The following is a 16,980-nucleotide window of genomic DNA, read 5'->3' as shown; positions in this document are numbered from 1 at the left end:
GCCCGCATGGCCACCACGCCCCGCGCTGACGCGCCGACGCTGCCCGCCGCGCCGGCCGAAGGCTCACCCGGCCCGGGGCAGGACAGGGTCTGCCTCGTGGTCGGCGCCGGCGACGCCACCGGCGGCGCGATCGCCCGGCGCTTCGCCCGCGGCGGCTACGTGGCCTGCGTCACGCGCCGCAGCGCCGACAAGCTGCAGCCGCTGGTGCAGGCCATCGAGGCCGAGGGCGGCCGCGCGAAGGGTTTCGCCAGCGACGCGCGCAAGGAGGAGGACGTCGTCGCGCTGATCGAGCAGATCGAATCGACGGTCGGTCCGATCGAGGTGCTGGTGTTCAACATCGGCGCCAACGTGCGCAGCAGCATCCTGGAGGAGACGGCGCGCAGGTACTTCAAGGTCTGGGAGATGGCCTGCTTCTCCGGCTTCCTCAATGCGCGCGAGGTCGCCCGGCGCATGGTCACGCGCGGTCGCGGCACCATCCTGTTCACCGGCGCCACGGCGTCGCTGCGCGGCGGCAGCCACTACGCCGCCTTCGCCGGCGCCAAGCACGCGCTGCGGGCGCTGGCGCAGAGCATGGCGCGCGAGCTGGGGCCGGCCGGCATCCACGTGGCGCACGTGGTGATCGACGGCGCCATCGACACCGCCTTCATCCGCGACAATTTTCCCGAACGCTACGCGCTGAAGGCGCAGGACGGCATCCTGAATCCGGAGCACCTCGCCGACCAGTACTGGATGCTGCACATGCAGCCGCGCGACGCCTGGACCCACGAACTGGACCTGCGCCCCTGGATGGAGAAGTTCTGATGCCCAAGGATCTCGACTTCTATTTCGACGTCGGCAGCCCCGCCGCCTACCTGGCCTGGACCCAGGTGCCCGCCATCGCGCGCGACACCGGGGCGGCCGTGCACTACAAGCCGATCCTGCTGGGCGGCGTGTTCCAGGCCACCGGCAACCGCTCGCCGATGGAGGTGCCGGCCAAGAACGCCTGGATGCGGCAGGACCTGGCGCGCCACGCCGCCCGCCAGGGCGTGCCGTTCCGGCACAACCCGCACTTCCCGATCAACACCCTGATGCTCATGCGCGCCGCGCTCGGGCTGCAGTTGCGCGAGCCGGCGCGGCTCGTGCCGTTCGGTGATGCGGTCTTCCGCGCGATCTGGGTCGACGCGCGCAACATGAACGACCCGGCCGAGGTCGCCGCCGTGCTCCAGGGCGCCGGCTTCGATCCGCAAGCTGTGCTGGCGCTGACCCAGGATCCCGAGGTCAAGGAGCGCCTCAAGGCCGAGACGCAGGACGCGGTGGCGCGCGGCGTGTTCGGCGCACCGACTTTCTTCGTCGGCGGCCAGATGTTCTGGGGCCAGGACCGCCTGGACTTCGTGCGCGAAGCGCTCGCCTGACCCTTCCCGACCCACGACAATGCAGGGCACCATGACGCAAGACATCCTCATCCACGCCGAAGCCGGCGTGCTGACCCTCACGCTCAACCGGCTGGCGCGCAAGAACTCGATCACGGTCGCGATGTACGCCGCGCTGGCCGACGCCCTCGCGGGCGCCAAGGACGATCCCACCGTGCGCGTGGTGGTGCTGCAGGGCCACGAGACCATCTTCTCGGCCGGCAACGACATCGGCGACTTCCTCGACCAGCCGCCCCAGCCGGCCGAGGGCGCGCCGGTGTTCCGCTTCCTGCAGGGCATCGCCACCTTCCCCAAGCCGCTGGTGGCCGCGGTGTGCGGGCCGGCCGTGGGCGTCGGCACCACCATGCTGTTCCATTGCGACCTGGTCTATGCCGGCGACAACGCGGCGTTCTCGATGCCCTTCGTCAACCTGGGCATCTGCCCCGAGGCGGCGTCCAGCCTGCTGGTGCCGCAGATGTTCGGCCACCTCCGCGCGGCCGAGGCGCTGCTGCTGGGCGAGCCCTTCATGGCCGAGGCGGCGCTGGAGGCGGGCCTGGTCAACCGCGTGCTGCCGCCCACGGAGGCCAACGGCTATGCGGCCTCGATCGCCCGCAAGCTGGCGGCCAAGCCCAGCACCTCGCTGGTCGAGACCAAGCGCCTGATGAAGAAAGGCCAGCAGCAGCTCGTGCTGCAGCAGATGCAGGAGGAGGGCGCGATCTTCTCGCGCATGCTGCGCGAGCCGGCGGCGCGCGAGGCGTTCGGCGCCTTCATGGACAAGCGCAAGCCCGACTTCTCCAAGCTCTGAAGCGCATGGCCCAGGACTACGTTCTCTACGGGGCCAAGGGCTCCGGCTCGGCGGCCGTCGAGGCGGCCCTGCACCTGGCCGGCCTGCCGCACCGCGTGGTCGAGGCGGCGACCTGGCTGCCCGAGTCGTCGCTCGACGAACTGCGGCGCGTCAATCCGCTGCAGCAGATTCCCACGCTGGTGCTGCCCGACGGCTCGGTGCTCACCGAGAGCGCGGCCATCCTCGTCCACCTGGGCACCGCGGCCGCCGCGCCCGGGCTGCTGCTGCCGGCCGAAGCCCCGGCGCGCGCGCAGCAGGTGCGCGGCCTGGTGTACATCGCGGCCAACTGCTACAGCGCGATCAGCATCATGGACTACCCCGAGCGCTGGACCGTCCAGGACGACGAGGCGGCGCGCGAAGCCATCCGCGCCGGCGCGCGCCAGCGCCTGCACCGGCACTGGGAGATCTTTGCCGACACCTTCACCGGCAGCCGGCCCTTCCTCGGCGGCGACACGCCCGGCGCGCTCGACCTGCTGGCCGGCGTGGTCTCGCGCTGGGCCGGCACCCGCAAGCACCTGGCCGAGCAGCGGCCGGCGTTGCACGCGGTGCTGCAACGCATCGACGGCGATGCTCGCCTGGCGCCGGTGTTCCGCCGGCACTGGGACACCTGAGCCGGTCCGGTCGCCGGCGCGCAAGGGCACTGGCGGTCCCCGCCGCGCGACTGTCCGGCGCACGACGCCGACACGGGCTGCCACTATCATCCGCCGCATGCCTGCCTACATGCTGCTCATCGTCGAGGATCCGGCCCAGCGCGGCACGCGCAGCGAGGCCGAAGGGCGCGAGGTCTACGAGCGCATGGTCCGCTACGCAGGCGACCTGCAGCGGCGCGGGCTGCTGCGCGCCGTCGAGTCGCTGAGCTCGCCCGACGCGACGGCGGCGCGCGTGCAGGTGCGCGGCGGCGCCACGCGGCTGGTCGATGGGCCGTTCGCCGAGGCCAAGGAGATGGTCGGCGGCTTCTTCCTCGTCGAGTGCGCGGGCCGCGACGAGGCGGTGGCGCTGGCGCGCGAGTGCCCGGCGGCGCAGTGGGCCACGGTCGAGGTCCGCGCGGTCGGGCCGTGCTACACCTAAGGCGCGCCTAGGGTTTGCCCGGATTCGGGCCGTGTCGATCTCCGGTCCGCTCGTTCGTCGTGCATCGGAAGGCCGCGCCGCGGCCGCGACCACTGCAACCCACCAAGGAGAACGCCATGGATCCCGTCGTGCACTTCGAACTGCCCTGCGACGACCGCGAGCGCATCGCGCGCTTCTTCCAGCAGGCCTTCGGCTGGAAGACCCAGATGCTCGGCCCCGAGATGGGCAACTACGTCGTGGTGACCACGTCCGACCAGGACGGCCGGCCCGACGCGCACCGCGGCGCGATCGGCGGCGGCTTCTACACCCGCACCAAGGACATGCCGGCGCAGTTTCCGAGCATCGTCATCGCCGTGCAGGACATCGGCGCCTCGATGCAGAAGATCAAGGACGCCGGCGGCCAGGTGCTGGGCGAGCCGATGGACATCCCGGGGGTCGGCGCCTACGTCTCGTTCATGGACACCGAGGGCAACCGCTCCAGCATCCTGCAGCCGCTGCCCATGGGCGGCCAGTGAGGAGCCGGCGATGCGCTACATGATCATGGTCCGCGCCAACCCGGACACCGAAGCCGGGCGCTTTCCGCCCGACACCGACAAGCTGATGGCCTGCATGGCCGAGTACCACGAGGAGCTGGCGCGCGCCGGCGTGCTGCTCGACGCGTCCGGCCTGCAGCCCTCCAGCACGGGCTGGCGCGTGCGCTGGGACGCGGGCGGCCAGCGCGTGGTCGACGGCCCGTTCGCCGAGAGCAAGGAAATGATCGCCGGCTACACGCTGATCCAGGTGCGCAGCCGCGAGGAGGCGCTCGAATGGGCGCGGCGCTTCCCCAACCCGATGGGCGAGGGGCGGGCCGGCGAGATCGAGGTGCGCCCCCTCTACGAGATGGAGCACTTCGAGCAGATGGGCCTGGGCGGCGGCGCCGGGCGCTTCCGCGAGCTGGGGACGCTGTGACCATGCGCGCCGACGACGACCGCGCCCTGGCCACCAGCCGCCGGCTGGCGGCCACGCGCGAGCAGGTGTTCGCCGCCTTCCGCGATCCGCGCCGGCTGGCGCGGTGGTGGGGCCCGGCGGGCTTTCGCAACCATTTCGAGCGCTTCGAGTTCCGCACCGGCGGCCGCTGGACGCACGAGATGGAGGGGCCCGACGGCAAGCGGTACCCCAACGAAGCCGTCTTCGAGGCCGTCGACGAGCCGGGCCGCGTGGTGATCCGCCACGTCTCGGCGCCCGGGTTCACGCTCAGCGTGCAGCTGGCGCCGGCCGCGGACGGCTGCCTGCTGGAGTGGCGGCAGGTGTTCGACACCGCCGCGCTGCGCACTCAGCTGGAGGCGATGTGCCGCCCCGCCAACGAACAGAACCTCGACCGCCTGGAAGCCGAGCTGGCTTCCGGCGCCTGATTTTTCCGCACCAAGGAAATCGCGCATGGGACGCAAGATCTTCGTCAACCTGCCCGTCCGGAACATGGAACGCACCAAGGCGTTCTTCACGGCGCTGGGCTTCGGCTTCAACCCGCAGTTCACCAACGAGCAGGGCGCCTGCATGGTCGTGGCCGAGGACATCGCGGTCATGCTGCTGGTCGAGCCGTTCTTCCAGACCTTCACCAGGAAGCCGGTGGCCGACGCCACCCAGGCCACCGAGGTGCTGGTGTGCCTGTCGTGCGACAGCCGCGCGGAGGTCGACGAACTGGTGCGCAAGGCGGTGGCCGCGGGCGCCAAGGTCCCCAACGCGCCGCAGGACCACGGCTTCATGTACGGCCATGGCTTCGAGGACCTGGACGGCCACGTCTGGGAACTGACGTGGATGGACACGGCGGCGATGCCGCCGCAGCCCTGAGGCGCCGGCGCCCCCGATGCATTCGGCCACGCACGATGCCATCGCCGCCATCTGGCGCATCGACGCGCCCAAGGTGGTGGCGACGGTCGCGCGGATGGTGCGCGACGTCGCCGTGGCCGAGGACCTGGCGCAGGAGGCGCTGGTCGCGGCGCTGGAGCACTGGCCGGTCGACGGACTGCCGCAGCGGCCCAGCGCCTGGCTGATGACGACGGCCAGGCACAAGGCGCTGGACCACCTGCGCCGCCGCCAGATGCTGGCCGCCAGGCACGAGGAGATCGGCGCCGACCTGCAGGCGCAGGAGGCGCTGGTCACGCCGGACTTCACCGACGCGCTGGACGCGGCGCGGCAGGACGAGATCGGCGACGACCTGCTGCGCCTGATGTTCACCGCCTGCCACCCCGTGCTGCCGACCGAAGCGCGGGTGGCGCTCACGCTGCGGCTGCTGGGGGGCCTCACGACGCACGAGATCGCGCGCGCCTACCTCGTGCCGGAGCCGACCATCGCGCAGCGGATCGTGCGTGCCAAGCAGAAGCTGCGCGAGGCGCGCGTGCCGTTCGAATCGCCGCGCGGCGAGCAGCTGCGGCAGCGCCTCGCCTCGGTGCACGAGGTGGTCTACCTCGTGTTCAACGAGGGCTACACCGCCACCGCCGGCGACGACTGGATGCGGCCCGCGCTGGCGCAGGAGGCGCTGCGCCTCGCGCGCATGCTGGCCGAGCTCGCGCCGCAGGAGCCGGAGTCGCACGGCCTGGCCGCGCTGCTCGAACTGCAGTCCTCGCGCATGAACGCCCGCACCGATCCGCAGGGCCGTCCCATCCTGCTCGCCGACCAGGACCGCGCGCGCTGGGACCGCCTGCTGATCCGGCGCGGCCTGGCCGCCCTGCAGCGCGCCGAGTCGCTCGCGCCCGCGCCCGGCCCCTACACGCTGCAGGCGGCCATCGCCGCCTGCCACGCCCGCGCCGCGGTCGCGGCCGACACCGACTGGCCGCGCATCGCCGCGCTCTACGCGCAGCTGGCCGGCGTGCAGCCGTCGCCGGTGGTGGAGCTCAATCGGGCGGTGGCCGTCGGCATGGCGGACGGACCGCAGGCGGGCCTGACGATCGCCGACGGGCTGCTGCAGGATCGCGCGCTGCAGCGCTATCCATGGCTGCATGCCGTGCGGGGCGACCTGCTGGAGCGGCTGGGCCGCGCGGCCGAGGCGCAGGCCGCTTTCCTGGCCGCCGCCGGGCTGGCCGGCAATGCGCGCGAGCAGGCGCTGATGCGCGAGCGCGCCGCCGCGCTTCAGCGCCGCACGGGGCCGGCCAGCGGCCGCTCGGTGTAGCGCGACTTGCGCTTCTTCTTCTTGGCCGGTGCCGGCGCGGGCGGCGCGCTGGCGGTCTTGTCCGCGCGCTTGCGAAAGCCCAGGTCTTCCTCGGTCAGGCCATAGAAGGCGATCGCCACCTTGATGCGGGCGATCACGTCCTCGACCTCGCGCCGCCGCACTTCCTCGGCCTGGCGCTTGAGCAGCTCGATCTCTTCCAGCATCTGGCTATAGGTCTTCTTCACGGTCCGGCGGGTGATGGGTTCGCCGGCACAGTATGACCCAGCATGAAGCTGCGGTGTGGCCCAGCCATGGGGGCGCCGTGGCCATCTGCGGGACAATGCCGGCATGAGCAAGAACCCGCCGGCGGGCGTGACCGAGTTCGAGCCCGAGTTCGTCGACGGGCTCAAGGCGATCTTCGAGGAGCGCATCGTCTTCAACCAGCTGCTGGGCCTGAAGATCGCAAGCCTGCGGCCCGACCGGGTGGCGGGCCGGCTGGCCATGAAGCACGAGCTGGTCGGCCATTTCGCCTACAACCGCCTGCACGGCGGCGTCATTTCCGCCGGGCTGGACGCGATGGGCGGCCTGGCCTGCATGGCGGCGATCGGCGCGCGCCACATGGACGAGCCGCCGGGCGCGCGGCTGCACCGGTTCTCCAAGCTGGGCACGATCGACCTGCGCATCGACTACCTGCGCCCCGCCATCGGCGAAGCGTTCGAGCTGCGCGCCGAGGTGCTGCGGCTGGGCTCGCGCGTGGCTTCCACGCGGATGGAATTCCTGGGCGCCGACGGCAAGCTGCTGTCCACCGGCGCCGCTGCCTACATCGTCTCCTGACCATGCGCGCCATCCCCGTCCGTGGCAAACCCCTGGCCGGCGGCAGGTTGCCTGCCGTGTGCGTGCCGCTGGTGGCGCGCACGGCCGACGCGCTGGTGCGCGAGGCGGCCGCGGCCGCGGCGAGCCGGCCGGACCTGCTGGAGTGGCGCGTCGACTTCTACGAGGGCATCGGCCGCACCGCCGACGTGGTGGCGCTGGCCGCGCAGCTGAAGGCGGCCGCGGGCGGCCTGCCGCTGCTCTTCACGCGCCGCGCCCGGCGCGAGGGCGGCGAGGCGATCGCGCTCGACGAAGCGCAGGTGGCCGACCTGTACGGCGCGGTGGCGGCCGGCGGCGCGGTGGACCTGCTCGACACCGAGATGGGGGCCGAGCCGCGGCACCTGGCCGCCATTGCGGCGGCCGCGCGTACTCACGGGCTCACACTCGTGCTCTCGTTCCACGATTTCCAGCGCACGCCGCCCGAGCAGGAGCTGGTCGCGCGCTTCGAGCAGGCGCACCGGCTGGGCGCCGACGTCGGCAAGGTCGCCGTGATGCCGCAGTCGCCCGGCGACGTGCTCGCGCTCCTGCAGGCCACCTGGCGCGCGAGCGGGCAGCTGCCGATCGCGGTGGCCGGCATGGCGATGGGGCGGCTGGGCGCGGTGTCGCGCGTGTGCGCGGGCCAGTTCGGTTCCGCGCTCACGTTCGCGGCCGGCCAGGCGGCTTCGGCGCCGGGGCAGCTGCCCATCGGCGACCTGCGGGCGGCGCTCGACGTGCTGGGGCGCGCGTCAGGCGCCTGAGTCCGGCGCGTGCCCGCGCACCTCGTTCAGCAGGTTCCAGCAGACCAGGAACATCGAGGCGATCACCGGCCCGATGACGAAGCCGTTCAGGCCGAACAGCCCGATGCCGCCGACGGTGGCCACCAGGATCACGTAATCGGGCAGGCTGGTCTGCCGCCCCACCAGGATCGGCCGCAGGACGTTGTCGACCAGGCCGATCACGAGCACGCCCCAGACGATGAGCCCGACGCCGCTGGCCACCTCGCCGGTGAACAGCTTGTAGAGCGCCACCGGGCCCCAGACGATGGCCGCGCCGACCGCCGGCAGCAGCGACAGCAGCGCCATGAAGGCGCCCCACAGCGTGGCGCCGGGCACGTCGAGGAACCAGAAGGCCAGGCCGCCGAGCGCGCCCTGGATCAGCGCCACGACCACGTTGCCCTTGACGGTGGCGCGCACGACGGCGACGAACTGCTCCAGCAGCTGCCGGGTCTGGTTCACCCGCAGCGGCATCGAGCGGGTGAGCTGGTCCGACAGCTCGCGGCCGTCGCGCAGCAGGAAGTACAGCACGTACAGCATGATGAAGAACGACACCACGAAGTTGAGCGTGTTCTGCCCCAGGCCCAGCAGCTTGGTGGTGAGGAACTGGCTGCTGCTCGAAAGCACCTCGCCGGCGCGGCGCGCCAGGGCCGGCACGTCGGTCAGGCCGAACCGCGCCAGCAAGGCCTGCACCCAGGCGGGCAGGGCGTCGAGCACGCGCTGCAGGTAGTCGCCCGGGCGCAGCTCGCCCGAGCGCAGCGTCTGGTACAGCAGCGACGCCTCCTGCACGACCGACGCGCTGACCAGCGCCAGCGGCACGATGACGATCAGCACGATGGACAGCAGCGTGAGGAACGCCGCCAGCGAGGGCCGCTTGACCAGCCGCTTGCAGCGCAGGTGCATGGGCCAGAAGACGATGGCCAGGAACATCGCCCACAGCAGGGCGCCGGCCAGCGGCCACAGGACGAAGCCGAACGCCACCGTGAAGCCCACCACCAGCCACAGCAGCGTCTTGTGCTCCAGCGCGGGCGAGCGCAGCGGGTCCGGCGGTTGGGTCATGCGCGCGAGCGTAGCATCGGATGCGCGGCCGGTGGCCGACGCCGGCCCGACCGGGGCAGGCTAGTCGCGCTCCTCGATGGGGCGCGGGCGGCCGCTGTCGTCGATGGCCACGTACGTGAGCGACGCCTCGGTCACCTTCACGAACCGGCCCTGGGCGCGAAAGCGCTCGGCATACACCTCCACCTGCACCGTGATCGAGGTGCGGCCGATGCGGCTGACCGCGGCGTAGAACGACAGGATGTCGCCCACGCGCACCGGCTGCTTGAAGATGAACTCGTTCACCGCGACGGTGGCCATGCGGCCGTTGACGTGGCGCGCCGGGATCACCGAGCCGGCCAGGTCGACCTGCGCCATCACCCAGCCGCCGAAGATGTCGCCGTTGCCGTTGGTGTCGGCCGGCATCGGGATCACCTTCAGCACCAGTTCCTTGTCGGACGGAGGCTCGGCCGGGCCGAGCGGCTGCGCGCTTGATTTCGTGGACATGGGCACAATCTCCCCTCGCAAACCCCCGGATTGTCCCTGATGCGCCGCCACGGCGAAGCCGCCCCCGCCCCGCTCGCCCCCACCGCTCCCGTTTCCGCCGCCGCTGCCGCCGCGGGCAGCCCGGACTGGTCCACGCTCCAGCGCCTCCTGCCCTACCTGTGGGGCTACAAGTGGCGGGTGCTGGCCGCGCTGGCGTTCATGATCGCCGCCAAGGTGGCCAACGTCGGCGTGCCGGTGCTGCTGAAGAACCTGGTCGACACGATGAGCCTCAAGCCCGGCGACCCGGTGTCGGTGCTGGTCGTGCCGGTCGGCCTGCTGCTGGCCTATGGCCTGCTGCGGCTGTCCACGTCCCTCTTCACCGAGCTGCGCGAACTGGTGTTCGCCAAGGCGACGCAGGGCGCGGCGCGCAGCATCGCGCTGCAGACCTTCGAGCACCTGCATGCGCTGTCGCTGCGCTTCCACCTGGAGCGCCAGACCGGCGGCATGACGCGCGACATCGAGCGCGGGGTGCGCGGCATCGAGTCGCTGATCTCGTACTCGCTCTACAGCATCGTGCCGACCCTGGTGGAGGTGGCGCTGGTGCTGGGCATCCTGGCGGTGAAGTTCGACGCCTGGTTCGCCTGGATCACGCTGGTGGCGCTGGCGCTGTACATCGCGTTCACCGTCTCGGTGACCGAGTGGCGCACCAAGTTCCGCCGCCAGGCCAACGAGTTCGATTCGGCCGCCCACACCAAGGCGATCGACTCGCTGCTGAACTACGAGACGGTCAAGTACTTCAACAACGAGGCGTTCGAGGCCCACCGCTACGACGAGAGCCTGGAGCGCCTGCGGCGCGCGCGGCTGAAGGCCCAGACGACGCTGTCGATCCTCAACACCGGCCAGCAGCTGATCATCGCCGTCGGCCTGGTGGCGATGCTCTGGCGCGCCACCCAGGGTGTCGTGGACGGCCGCATGACGCTGGGCGACCTGGTGATGGTGAACGCCTTCATGATCCAGCTGTACATCCCGCTCAACTTCCTGGGCGTGCTGTACCGCGAGATCAAGCAGAGCCTGACCGACCTGGACAAGATGTTCGCGCTGATGGACCGCGAGCGCGAAGTCGCCGACCGCCCGGGGGCGCGCGCGCTGCAGCTGCCGCCCGCCGGCGCGCAGGACGCGGCGCCCGCGACGCCGGTGCACGACTGGTCGGTGCGGTTCGAGCACGTCACCTTCGGCTACGAGCCGTCCCGGGTGATCCTGCACGACGTCAGCTTCGAGATCCCCGCCGGCAAGACCGTGGCGGTGGTGGGCCCGTCGGGCTCGGGCAAGTCCACCCTGGCGCGGCTGCTGTACCGCTTCTACGACGTGCAGCAGGGCCGCATCACCATCGGCGGCCACGACCTGCGCGAGGTGACGCAGGCCAGCGTGCGGCGCGCGATCGGCATCGTGCCGCAGGACACGGTGCTGTTCAACGACACCGTCGAATACAACATCGCGTACGGCCGGCCCGGCGCGAGCCGCGCCGAGGTGGAGGAAGCCGCCCGCGCGGCCCGCATCCACGACTTCATCGCCTCCACGCCCAGGGGCTACCAGACGATGGTGGGCGAGCGCGGGCTCAAGCTCTCGGGCGGCGAGAAGCAGCGCGTGGCGATCGCCCGCACGCTGCTGAAGGATCCGCCCATCCTGATCTTCGACGAGGCGACCTCGGCGCTCGATTCGGCCAACGAGCGCGCCATCCAAGCCGAGCTCAAGAGCGCCTCGCGCAACAAGACCACGCTGCTGATCGCCCACCGGCTGTCGACCGTGGTCGACGCCCACGAGATCCTGGTGATGGAAGCCGGCCACATCGTCGAGCGCGGCACGCACGACGCGCTGCTGGCGCGCGGCGGCCGCTACGCCCGCATGTGGCAGCTGCAGCAGCGGCAGGGCAGCGAGGCCGTGCCCGCCGGGGCCTGACGCTCAGCGCGGCTCGCGCACGGCGGCCGCGATCGCATCGACCCGGGCCAGGATCTCGCGCAACACCTGCACCACCTCGTCCTGCGGGGCAGCAGTGGTGCGCTGCGCCGGCGCGTGTGCATCGCGCAACAGCTGCCGGCGGCGCAGGATCTCGGCCCGGAACTCGTGCGCGTCGAGCACGCCCACCAGCTGCATGTCGCTGGCCTGGCGGGCACTGTGGCCGGCGGTCTCGAACTTCAGCACCGCCAGGTTGAACCGGCGCAGCAGCGGGCCTTCGATGAAGGTCACGTCCTGGATGTTCTCCAGCGGGATCGTCTTCTCCACCTGGAACAGGATGCCCTTGCGGAAGCGCAGCGCGTGCGGGCCGAGCTCGCATTCGAGCTTGTCGAACCAGTGCCGTGCCCACCACGGCCCGAGGCCGAGGAACCACACGATCGCCAGCGGGATGCCGACGATCGTCAGCACCAGCGCCAGGCCGACTTGCAGCACGAGGTAGGGGCGGATCAGGGGGTTGAAGCCGGCGCGCAAGGGCGGAGCGGCGTGGCCCGATGTGCCGGCTACCTGGATGGCGGGTGTCTGCATGGCGGGTGTTCCTCCGCCGCGCAGTCTAGCGGCGCAGGGCCGGGCTAACGCCGCCGCGGGCGCGAGCCGGGGACGGGGAAGCCGGCGCCGATGAACAGCGCGGTGATGCGGTGCAGGGCCTGCGCGGCGCGCGCCTCGCCCAGGCCGCGCACGAGGGCGGCGTTCACCTGCGGGCGCAGGAACCACATGTTCTCCAGGTCGGTGCAGTACCGCACCCGCATCTCCAGGTCGGCGTCGGCGGCGCCGCTCGCCTGCAGCGCCTGCAGCACCTCCAGCCGCACGGCTTCGAGCTTGCGCTCGTCGGAATCGCCCGCCCGGCCCAGCACGTTGAGCAGGCTCTGCACCACCGTGCGGCTGGCGCCGCGCAGGTGCTCGGCGAGCCCGGTGGGCACGTGGAGGGGGATCGGTTCGCTGTTCATGGGCAGGTCCGCGCGAGGGCGGCAGCCCAAGTGTCTCGCCGGCCGCCGGGCCGGCGCCCGCGGGGTTTCCCGCGAGCCGACGCACGGCGCGGGCTGCCCGGCTGGCCGCGGGCACGCGGGCGACGGTATAAACGACGGCATGGACCGGGCGGACCCTTTCCCCCTCGACGGCGGCTGCGACTGCGGCCAGGTGCGCTACCGGCTGCGCACGCGGCCGCTGTTCGTCCATTGCTGCCATTGCCGCTGGTGCCAGCGCGAGAGCGGGTCGGCTTTCGCGCTCAACGCGATGGTCGAGGCCGACCGGGTCGAGCTGCTGGCCGGCGAGCCCGAGCTGGTGGACACGCCGTCGCAAAGCGGCAAGGGCCAGAAGATCGCCCGCTGCCCGCGGTGCCGGATCGCCGTCTGGAGCAACTACGCGGGCGCGGGCCCGCTGTTGCGCTTCGTGCGCGTGGGCACGCTCGACCAGCCCGACCACCTGCCGCCGGACATCCACATCTTCACCGCGTCGAAGCAGCCATGGGTGGTGCTGCCGCCGGGCACGCCCGCCGTGCCGCAGTACTACGACCGAGAGGCGTACTGGCCGCGCGAGAGCCTGGAGCGGCGCCGCGAGCTGCTGCCGCGGATCGAGGCGTACCAGGCCGGGCTGGCGGGCGGCGGTGCGTGAGCGGCGCGAGAATGCGGGCCTGTCGAAGGAGCCGGCGATGAACGAGGTCGAATCCATGCAGGCGCTGCTCGCGCCGCTGTTTCCCGGGCTGATGGGGATCGAGCTGCGCGAGGCCGGCCCGGAGCGCGTGGTCGCCGCGATGCGGGTGCGCGCGGACCTGTGCACCACCGGCGAATCGCTGCACGGCGGCGCGTTCATGGCGTTCGCCGACACGCTGGGCGCGATCGGCACCTTCCTGAACCTGCCCAAGGGCGCGCGCACGACCACCACCGACTCGTCGACCAAGTTCACGCGGGGCGCGCCGGCCGGAACCACGGTCATCGGCACCTCGACACCGTTTCACCGCGGCCGCACCACGCAGGTCTGGCAGACGCTCGTGACGACCGAGGACGGCAAGCTGTGCGCGGTGGTCACGCAGACGCAGCTGGTCATTCCGGCCGCGCCCGGCGAGTCCCGCTGACCGACGGATGACCGGCCGATGACCGCGACCATCCGCCTCGAGCCCGCCGGCCAGCCCGACGTCCTGGCCCTGGTCGAGGCACTCGACGCGTACCAGAAGCCGCTCTATCCGCTGGAGAGCTTCCACGGCATCGACCTGGACGCGCTGTCGCGCCCCAACGTGCTGTTCGCTGTTGCCCGCGATGCGCAGGGCCGGGCGGTCGGCTGCGGCGCGATGGTGCTGGGCGACCATGCCGGCGAGCTCAAGCGCATGTTCACGTCGCCCGCCTGCCGCGGCCTGGGCATCGGGCGGCGGCTGCTCGCCTTCCTGGAAGGCCAGGCGCGCTCGCGCGGCTGCACGTCGTTCGTGCTCGAGACCGGGTACCTGCAGGCCGAGGCGCTGCTGCTGTACGCGCGCGCCGGCTACGAGCGCTGCGGGCCGTTCGGTGCCTACACCGACGACCCGAACAGCGTGTTCATGCGCAAGGCCGCTGCCTGAGCCGGCTGCCTTGGCCATCGCGCGCGGCGCGCTGCTGGTGGCGCACTGACCGGCGGGATCGGCGGGGCGTGGTCAGTTGGTGCCCGGGACGAGCGTCGTCGGCTGCGGGTCGGGCAGCTGCTGCGGGTAGTCGCGGCTGAAATGCAGGCCGCGGCTTTCGTGCCGCGCCTGCGCCGAGCGCACGATCAGGTCGGCCACGGTGACCAGGTTGCGCAGTTCCAGCAGGTCGCGGCTGACGTGGAAGTTGGCATAGAACTCCTGGATCTCTTCCTGCAGCATGCGGATGCGGTGCGCGGCCCGTTCCAGGCGCTTGTTGGTGCGCACGATGCCCACGTAGTCCCACATGAAGCGGCGCAGTTCGTCCCAGTTGTGGGAGATCACCACCGACTCGTCGGCGTCGGTGACCTGGCTGGCGTCCCAGGCGGGCAGGGCGGGCACGGCCGGCTGCGGCGCGGCCAGGATGTCCTGCGTCGCCGAGCGGGCGAACACCATGCATTCGACCAGCGAGTTGCTGGCCAGCCGGTTGGCGCCGTGCAGTCCCGTGTACGCCGTCTCGCCGATGGCGTGCAGTCCCGGCAGGTCGGTGCGCCCGGCCAGGTCGGTGTGGATGCCGCCGCACGTGTAGTGCGCCGCCGGCACGACGGGGATCGGCTGCTTCGTGATGTCGATGCCCAGCTCCAGGCAGCGCGCATGGATGGTGGGGAAGTGCTCGAGGATGAAGGCCGCGGGCAGGTGCGAGATGTCCAGGTACACGCAGTCGATGCCGTGCTTCTTCATCTCGAAGTCGATCGCGCGCGCCACGATGTCGCGCGGCGCCAGCTCGGCGCGCGGGTCGTGCTGCGGCATGAAGCGCGTGCCGTCGGGCAGCTTGAGCTGGCCGCCCTCGCCGCGCAGGGCCTCGCTGATCAGGAAGCTCTTGACGTTGGGGTGGTACAGGCAGGTCGGGTGGAACTGGATGAACTCCATGTTCGTCACCCGGCAGCCGGCGCGCCAGGCGGCGGCGATGCCGTCGCCGGTGGCGGTGTCGGGGTTGGTGGTGTACAGGTACACCTTGCCCGCGCCGCCGGTGGCCAGGATGGTCTGCGGCGCGCCGAAGGTGACCACCTCGTCGGTGCGGCCGTCCAGCGCGTACAGGCCCAGGCAGCGCTGCGGCTGCTGGCCGATGCGGCGGCTGGTGATCAGGTCGACCAGCGTGTGGTGCTCGAAGATGCGGATGTTGGGCGTGTTGCGCACGTGCTCGATCAGCGTGCGCTGCACGGCCGCGCCGGTGGCGTCAGTCACGTGCACGATGCGCCGGGCGCTGTGGCCGCCTTCGCGCGTGAGGTGCAGATGGCCGTCCTCCTGCGAGAACGGCACGCCCAGCCCGCGCAGCCACTCGATGCTCTCGGGCGCATGCTCGACGACGAAGCGGGTGGCGGTGGGGTCGGACAGGCCGGCGCCGGCGACCAGCGTGTCGTCCACGTGCGACTCGAAGCTGTCGCTGCGGTCCATCACCGCCGCGATGCCGCCCTGGGCCCAGCCGCTGGAGCCGTCGGACAGCGCGCGCTTGGTGATGACCGCCACCCGGTGCGTGGGCGCCAGGTGCAGGGCCGCCGACAGGCCGGCCAGGCCGCTGCCGACGATGAGGACGTCGAAATCGAGGGTGGTGCTCATGTCTGTGACCTTGTCAGGCCGGGCTCGACCCGGCATCCGGTGACGGGGTGCGCATCGGGCGCGGGGCCTGGATCGCGGATCGAGCCCGCATTGACAGCCGCGGGGCTCATGCCGGCTGGTAGGCCAGCCGGACGTAGATGGGCGCGAAGGCCTCGGCCTGCGTCACCTCGATCAGCGATTCCTTGGCCAGCTCCAGCATCGCGATGAAGGTGACGATCAGCACCGGCACGCCGCGGTCGACGTCGAACAGGTTCTCGAACTCGACGAACCGGCGGCCCTGGAGCTTGCGCAGCACGATGCTCATGTGCTCGCGCACCGACAGCTCCTCGCGCGTGATCTTGTGGTGCTGCACGAGCCGCGCGCGCTTGAGGATGTCGCGCCAGGCGTCCTGCAGGTCGACGACGTCGACGTCGGGAAAGCGCGGCTGCAGCGACTGCTCGATGAACACCTGCGCGCGCAGCACGTCGCGCCCGAGCTGCGGCAGCGCGTTCAGGCGCGCGGCGGCCAGCTTCATCTGCTCGTATTCGAGCAGGCGGCGCACCAGCTCGGCCCGCGGGTCCTCGGCCTCCTCGCCCTCGGCGGTCTTCTTGGGCGGCAGCAGCATGCGCGACTTGATCTCGATCAGCATGGCCGCCATCAGCAGGTATTCGGCCGCCAGCTCGAGGTTGCGGGTGCGGATCTCGTCGACGTACTGCAGGTACTGGCGGGTCACGGCCGCCATCGGGATGTCCAGGATGTTGAAGTTCTGCTTGCGGATCAGGTACAGCAGCAGGTCCAGCGGGCCCTCGAAGGCCTCCAGGAAGATCTCCAGCGCATCCGGGGGGATGTACAGGTCGCTGGGCATGGCGAACAGCGGTTCGCCGTACAGGCGCGCGAGCGCCACCTGGTCGATCACGTCGGGCATGCCGGGGACTTCCGGCGCCGGCGGCTCGGGCAGGGTGGTCTCGGCGGGGTCGTCCATCAGCCCTGGCCGTTGCCGCCGCCGGAGCCGTAGACGTAGGGCTTCTGCGGCACGCGGGCCTGCCGGTATTCGGTCAGGGCCTCGCGATCGAGGTGCTTGTCCCACCAGATGGAGCGGCCGGCGCGTTGCTGGGCTTCGATCTCGGGCCGCTGCGCCTTGAGCCCTTCGATGAACTGCGTGACGTCGGACTGGTAATCGGGGCGGCGGAAGATGCGGAGCAACTTGGACATAGACTGGCTCG

Annotated in this window: 24 protein-coding genes; 16 read left to right on the top strand and 8 right to left on the bottom strand. The window is 71.7% G+C overall.

The window, feature by feature from the left end:
* Positions 1 to 6 precede the first annotated feature (6 nt).
* From AC3ANR_RS17230 to AC3ANR_RS17185, 10 genes are all read left to right on the top strand, one after another.
* Complete coding sequence (locus tag AC3ANR_RS17230; RefSeq protein ID WP_488289332.1) at positions 7 to 801, top strand: SDR family oxidoreductase; 795 nt, start codon at positions 7 to 9, stop codon at positions 799 to 801.
* Positions 801 to 1,391, top strand: coding sequence for a DsbA family protein (locus AC3ANR_RS17225; protein WP_488289331.1), 591 nt, complete (start codon positions 801 to 803; stop codon positions 1,389 to 1,391). The genes AC3ANR_RS17230 and AC3ANR_RS17225 overlap by 1 nt, the downstream gene beginning before the upstream one ends.
* Before the next feature lie 31 nt (positions 1,392 to 1,422).
* Positions 1,423 to 2,193, top strand: coding sequence for an enoyl-CoA hydratase (locus AC3ANR_RS17220; RefSeq protein WP_488289330.1), 771 nt, complete (start codon positions 1,423 to 1,425; stop codon positions 2,191 to 2,193).
* Between the two features lie 5 nt (positions 2,194 to 2,198).
* Positions 2,199 to 2,843, top strand: coding sequence for a glutathione S-transferase family protein (locus AC3ANR_RS17215; RefSeq protein ID WP_488289329.1), 645 nt, complete (start codon positions 2,199 to 2,201; stop codon positions 2,841 to 2,843).
* 97 nt (positions 2,844 to 2,940) lie between these two features.
* The gene (locus AC3ANR_RS17210) at positions 2,941 to 3,300 is read left to right on the top strand and encodes a YciI family protein (protein ID WP_488289328.1); all 360 of its coding nucleotides are present in this window, start codon (positions 2,941 to 2,943) and stop codon (positions 3,298 to 3,300) included.
* 116 nt (positions 3,301 to 3,416) lie between these two features.
* Positions 3,417 to 3,815, top strand: coding sequence for a VOC family protein (locus tag AC3ANR_RS17205; RefSeq protein ID WP_488289327.1), 399 nt, complete (start codon positions 3,417 to 3,419; stop codon positions 3,813 to 3,815).
* A 10-nt stretch (positions 3,816 to 3,825) separates the two neighbouring features.
* Positions 3,826 to 4,248 carry a YciI family protein gene (locus AC3ANR_RS17200; RefSeq protein WP_488289326.1) on the top strand — a complete coding sequence of 141 codons (423 nt, stop codon included), beginning with the start codon at positions 3,826 to 3,828 and terminating at the stop codon, positions 4,246 to 4,248.
* Positions 4,249 to 4,250: 2 nt separating this feature from the next.
* Positions 4,251 to 4,691: an SRPBCC domain-containing protein gene (locus AC3ANR_RS17195; protein ID WP_488289325.1), complete on the top strand. Its 441-nt coding sequence runs from the start codon at positions 4,251 to 4,253 to the stop codon at positions 4,689 to 4,691.
* A 25-nt stretch (positions 4,692 to 4,716) separates the two neighbouring features.
* On the top strand, positions 4,717 to 5,127 hold the full coding sequence (locus AC3ANR_RS17190) for a VOC family protein (protein WP_488289324.1): 411 nt from the start codon (positions 4,717 to 4,719) through the stop codon (positions 5,125 to 5,127).
* A gap of 16 nt (positions 5,128 to 5,143) precedes the next feature.
* A complete protein-coding gene (locus AC3ANR_RS17185) occupies positions 5,144 to 6,445 on the top strand; it encodes an RNA polymerase sigma factor (RefSeq protein WP_488289323.1) in 1,302 nt (433 codons plus the stop codon).
* On the opposite strand, the gene AC3ANR_RS17180 is transcribed toward AC3ANR_RS17185, so the two are convergent.
* On the bottom strand, positions 6,406 to 6,669 hold the full coding sequence (locus tag AC3ANR_RS17180) for an H-NS histone family protein (RefSeq protein ID WP_488289322.1): 264 nt from the start codon (positions 6,667 to 6,669) through the stop codon (positions 6,406 to 6,408). The genes AC3ANR_RS17185 and AC3ANR_RS17180 overlap by 40 nt on opposite strands.
* A gap of 103 nt (positions 6,670 to 6,772) precedes the next feature.
* Between AC3ANR_RS17180 and AC3ANR_RS17175 the strand changes: the two genes are divergently transcribed.
* Positions 6,773 to 7,258 (top strand): thioesterase family protein, encoded by a 486-nt coding sequence (locus tag AC3ANR_RS17175; RefSeq protein WP_488289321.1) that lies wholly within the window; start codon positions 6,773 to 6,775, stop codon positions 7,256 to 7,258.
* Between the two features lie 2 nt (positions 7,259 to 7,260).
* Complete coding sequence (gene aroD / locus AC3ANR_RS17170; RefSeq protein ID WP_488289320.1) at positions 7,261 to 8,031, top strand: type I 3-dehydroquinate dehydratase; 771 nt, start codon at positions 7,261 to 7,263, stop codon at positions 8,029 to 8,031.
* On the opposite strand, the gene AC3ANR_RS17165 is transcribed toward aroD, so the two are convergent.
* Positions 8,020 to 9,105 (bottom strand): AI-2E family transporter, encoded by a 1,086-nt coding sequence (locus tag AC3ANR_RS17165; protein WP_488289319.1) that lies wholly within the window; start codon positions 9,103 to 9,105, stop codon positions 8,020 to 8,022. The genes aroD and AC3ANR_RS17165 overlap by 12 nt on opposite strands.
* A 60-nt stretch (positions 9,106 to 9,165) precedes the next feature.
* Positions 9,166 to 9,588 carry an acyl-CoA thioesterase gene (locus AC3ANR_RS17160; RefSeq protein ID WP_488289318.1) on the bottom strand — a complete coding sequence of 141 codons (423 nt, stop codon included), beginning with the start codon at positions 9,586 to 9,588 and terminating at the stop codon, positions 9,166 to 9,168.
* A 39-nt stretch (positions 9,589 to 9,627) separates the two neighbouring features.
* Between AC3ANR_RS17160 and AC3ANR_RS17155 the strand changes: the two genes are divergently transcribed.
* A complete protein-coding gene (locus tag AC3ANR_RS17155; RefSeq protein ID WP_488289317.1) occupies positions 9,628 to 11,523 on the top strand; it encodes an ABCB family ABC transporter ATP-binding protein/permease in 1,896 nt (631 codons plus the stop codon).
* A gap of 3 nt (positions 11,524 to 11,526) precedes the next feature.
* Here the strand turns inward: AC3ANR_RS17155 and AC3ANR_RS17150 are convergent, their stop codons facing one another.
* Positions 11,527 to 12,105: a PH domain-containing protein gene (locus AC3ANR_RS17150; RefSeq protein ID WP_488289316.1), complete on the bottom strand. Its 579-nt coding sequence runs from the start codon at positions 12,103 to 12,105 to the stop codon at positions 11,527 to 11,529.
* Between the two features lie 44 nt (positions 12,106 to 12,149).
* Positions 12,150 to 12,524, bottom strand: a complete 375-nt coding sequence (locus tag AC3ANR_RS17145; RefSeq protein WP_488289315.1) for a hypothetical protein — start codon at positions 12,522 to 12,524, stop codon at positions 12,150 to 12,152.
* A 139-nt stretch (positions 12,525 to 12,663) separates the two neighbouring features.
* On the opposite strand from AC3ANR_RS17145, the gene AC3ANR_RS17140 reads away from it, so the two are divergent.
* The 3 genes from AC3ANR_RS17140 to AC3ANR_RS17130 are packed head-to-tail and all read left to right on the top strand — an operon-like array spanning position 12,664 to position 14,125.
* Positions 12,664 to 13,188: a GFA family protein gene (locus AC3ANR_RS17140; protein WP_488289314.1), complete on the top strand. Its 525-nt coding sequence runs from the start codon at positions 12,664 to 12,666 to the stop codon at positions 13,186 to 13,188.
* A 37-nt stretch (positions 13,189 to 13,225) separates the two neighbouring features.
* Complete coding sequence (locus AC3ANR_RS17135; RefSeq protein ID WP_488289313.1) at positions 13,226 to 13,648, top strand: PaaI family thioesterase; 423 nt, start codon at positions 13,226 to 13,228, stop codon at positions 13,646 to 13,648.
* Positions 13,649 to 13,666: 18 nt separating this feature from the next.
* A complete protein-coding gene (locus tag AC3ANR_RS17130; protein WP_488289312.1) occupies positions 13,667 to 14,125 on the top strand; it encodes a GNAT family N-acetyltransferase in 459 nt (152 codons plus the stop codon).
* 72 nt (positions 14,126 to 14,197) lie between these two features.
* Here the strand turns inward: AC3ANR_RS17130 and nadB are convergent, their stop codons facing one another.
* The 3 genes from nadB to AC3ANR_RS17115 all read right to left on the bottom strand — a co-directional run bounded on the left by nadB (position 14,198) and on the right by AC3ANR_RS17115 (position 16,969).
* Positions 14,198 to 15,778 carry an L-aspartate oxidase gene (gene nadB / locus AC3ANR_RS17125; RefSeq protein WP_488289311.1) on the bottom strand — a complete coding sequence of 527 codons (1,581 nt, stop codon included), beginning with the start codon at positions 15,776 to 15,778 and terminating at the stop codon, positions 14,198 to 14,200.
* Between the two features lie 106 nt (positions 15,779 to 15,884).
* Positions 15,885 to 16,739, bottom strand: a complete 855-nt coding sequence (locus tag AC3ANR_RS17120; protein ID WP_488289310.1) for a segregation and condensation protein A — start codon at positions 16,737 to 16,739, stop codon at positions 15,885 to 15,887.
* Positions 16,739 to 16,969: a DUF3460 family protein gene (locus AC3ANR_RS17115; protein ID WP_488289309.1), complete on the bottom strand. Its 231-nt coding sequence runs from the start codon at positions 16,967 to 16,969 to the stop codon at positions 16,739 to 16,741. The genes AC3ANR_RS17120 and AC3ANR_RS17115 overlap by 1 nt, the downstream gene beginning before the upstream one ends.
* Positions 16,970 to 16,980 lie beyond the last annotated feature (11 nt).

It is taken from the genome of Ramlibacter sp. JJN2-2R (genome assembly GCF_057747835.1).
The sequence above is the reverse complement of the archived record's forward strand: the minus strand, read 5'-3'. Positions and strand labels throughout refer to the sequence as shown.

Bases quoted from the DNA above. Each gene is read 5' to 3' on its own strand.
- AC3ANR_RS17135 (WP_488289313.1), top strand. From the start codon at position 13,226: ATGAACGAGGTCGAATCCATGCAGGCGCTGCTCGCGCCGCTGTTTCCC.
- AC3ANR_RS17115 (WP_488289309.1), bottom strand. From the start codon at position 16,969: ATGTCCAAGTTGCTCCGCATCTTCCGCCGCCCCGATTACCAGTCCGAC.
- AC3ANR_RS17215 (WP_488289329.1), top strand. From the start codon at position 2,199: ATGGCCCAGGACTACGTTCTCTACGGGGCCAAGGGCTCCGGCTCGGCG.
- AC3ANR_RS17175 (WP_488289321.1), top strand. From the start codon at position 6,773: ATGAGCAAGAACCCGCCGGCGGGCGTGACCGAGTTCGAGCCCGAGTTC.
- AC3ANR_RS17200 (WP_488289326.1), top strand. From the start codon at position 3,826: ATGCGCTACATGATCATGGTCCGCGCCAACCCGGACACCGAAGCCGGG.
- AC3ANR_RS17220 (WP_488289330.1), top strand. From the start codon at position 1,423: ATGACGCAAGACATCCTCATCCACGCCGAAGCCGGCGTGCTGACCCTC.
- AC3ANR_RS17130 (WP_488289312.1), top strand. From the start codon at position 13,667: ATGACCGCGACCATCCGCCTCGAGCCCGCCGGCCAGCCCGACGTCCTG.
- AC3ANR_RS17165 (WP_488289319.1), bottom strand. From the start codon at position 9,105: ATGACCCAACCGCCGGACCCGCTGCGCTCGCCCGCGCTGGAGCACAAG.
- AC3ANR_RS17145 (WP_488289315.1), bottom strand. From the start codon at position 12,524: ATGAACAGCGAACCGATCCCCCTCCACGTGCCCACCGGGCTCGCCGAG.
- AC3ANR_RS17225 (WP_488289331.1), top strand. From the start codon at position 801: ATGCCCAAGGATCTCGACTTCTATTTCGACGTCGGCAGCCCCGCCGCC.
- aroD (WP_488289320.1), top strand. From the start codon at position 7,261: ATGCGCGCCATCCCCGTCCGTGGCAAACCCCTGGCCGGCGGCAGGTTG.
- AC3ANR_RS17160 (WP_488289318.1), bottom strand. From the start codon at position 9,588: ATGTCCACGAAATCAAGCGCGCAGCCGCTCGGCCCGGCCGAGCCTCCG.
- AC3ANR_RS17185 (WP_488289323.1), top strand. From the start codon at position 5,144: ATGCATTCGGCCACGCACGATGCCATCGCCGCCATCTGGCGCATCGAC.
- nadB (WP_488289311.1), bottom strand. From the start codon at position 15,778: ATGAGCACCACCCTCGATTTCGACGTCCTCATCGTCGGCAGCGGCCTG.
- AC3ANR_RS17190 (WP_488289324.1), top strand. From the start codon at position 4,717: ATGGGACGCAAGATCTTCGTCAACCTGCCCGTCCGGAACATGGAACGC.
- AC3ANR_RS17150 (WP_488289316.1), bottom strand. From the start codon at position 12,105: ATGCAGACACCCGCCATCCAGGTAGCCGGCACATCGGGCCACGCCGCT.
- AC3ANR_RS17210 (WP_488289328.1), top strand. From the start codon at position 2,941: ATGCCTGCCTACATGCTGCTCATCGTCGAGGATCCGGCCCAGCGCGGC.
- AC3ANR_RS17140 (WP_488289314.1), top strand. From the start codon at position 12,664: ATGGACCGGGCGGACCCTTTCCCCCTCGACGGCGGCTGCGACTGCGGC.
- AC3ANR_RS17120 (WP_488289310.1), bottom strand. From the start codon at position 16,739: ATGGACGACCCCGCCGAGACCACCCTGCCCGAGCCGCCGGCGCCGGAA.
- AC3ANR_RS17230 (WP_488289332.1), top strand. From the start codon at position 7: ATGGCCACCACGCCCCGCGCTGACGCGCCGACGCTGCCCGCCGCGCCG.
- AC3ANR_RS17155 (WP_488289317.1), top strand. From the start codon at position 9,628: ATGCGCCGCCACGGCGAAGCCGCCCCCGCCCCGCTCGCCCCCACCGCT.
- AC3ANR_RS17195 (WP_488289325.1), top strand. From the start codon at position 4,251: ATGCGCGCCGACGACGACCGCGCCCTGGCCACCAGCCGCCGGCTGGCG.
- AC3ANR_RS17205 (WP_488289327.1), top strand. From the start codon at position 3,417: ATGGATCCCGTCGTGCACTTCGAACTGCCCTGCGACGACCGCGAGCGC.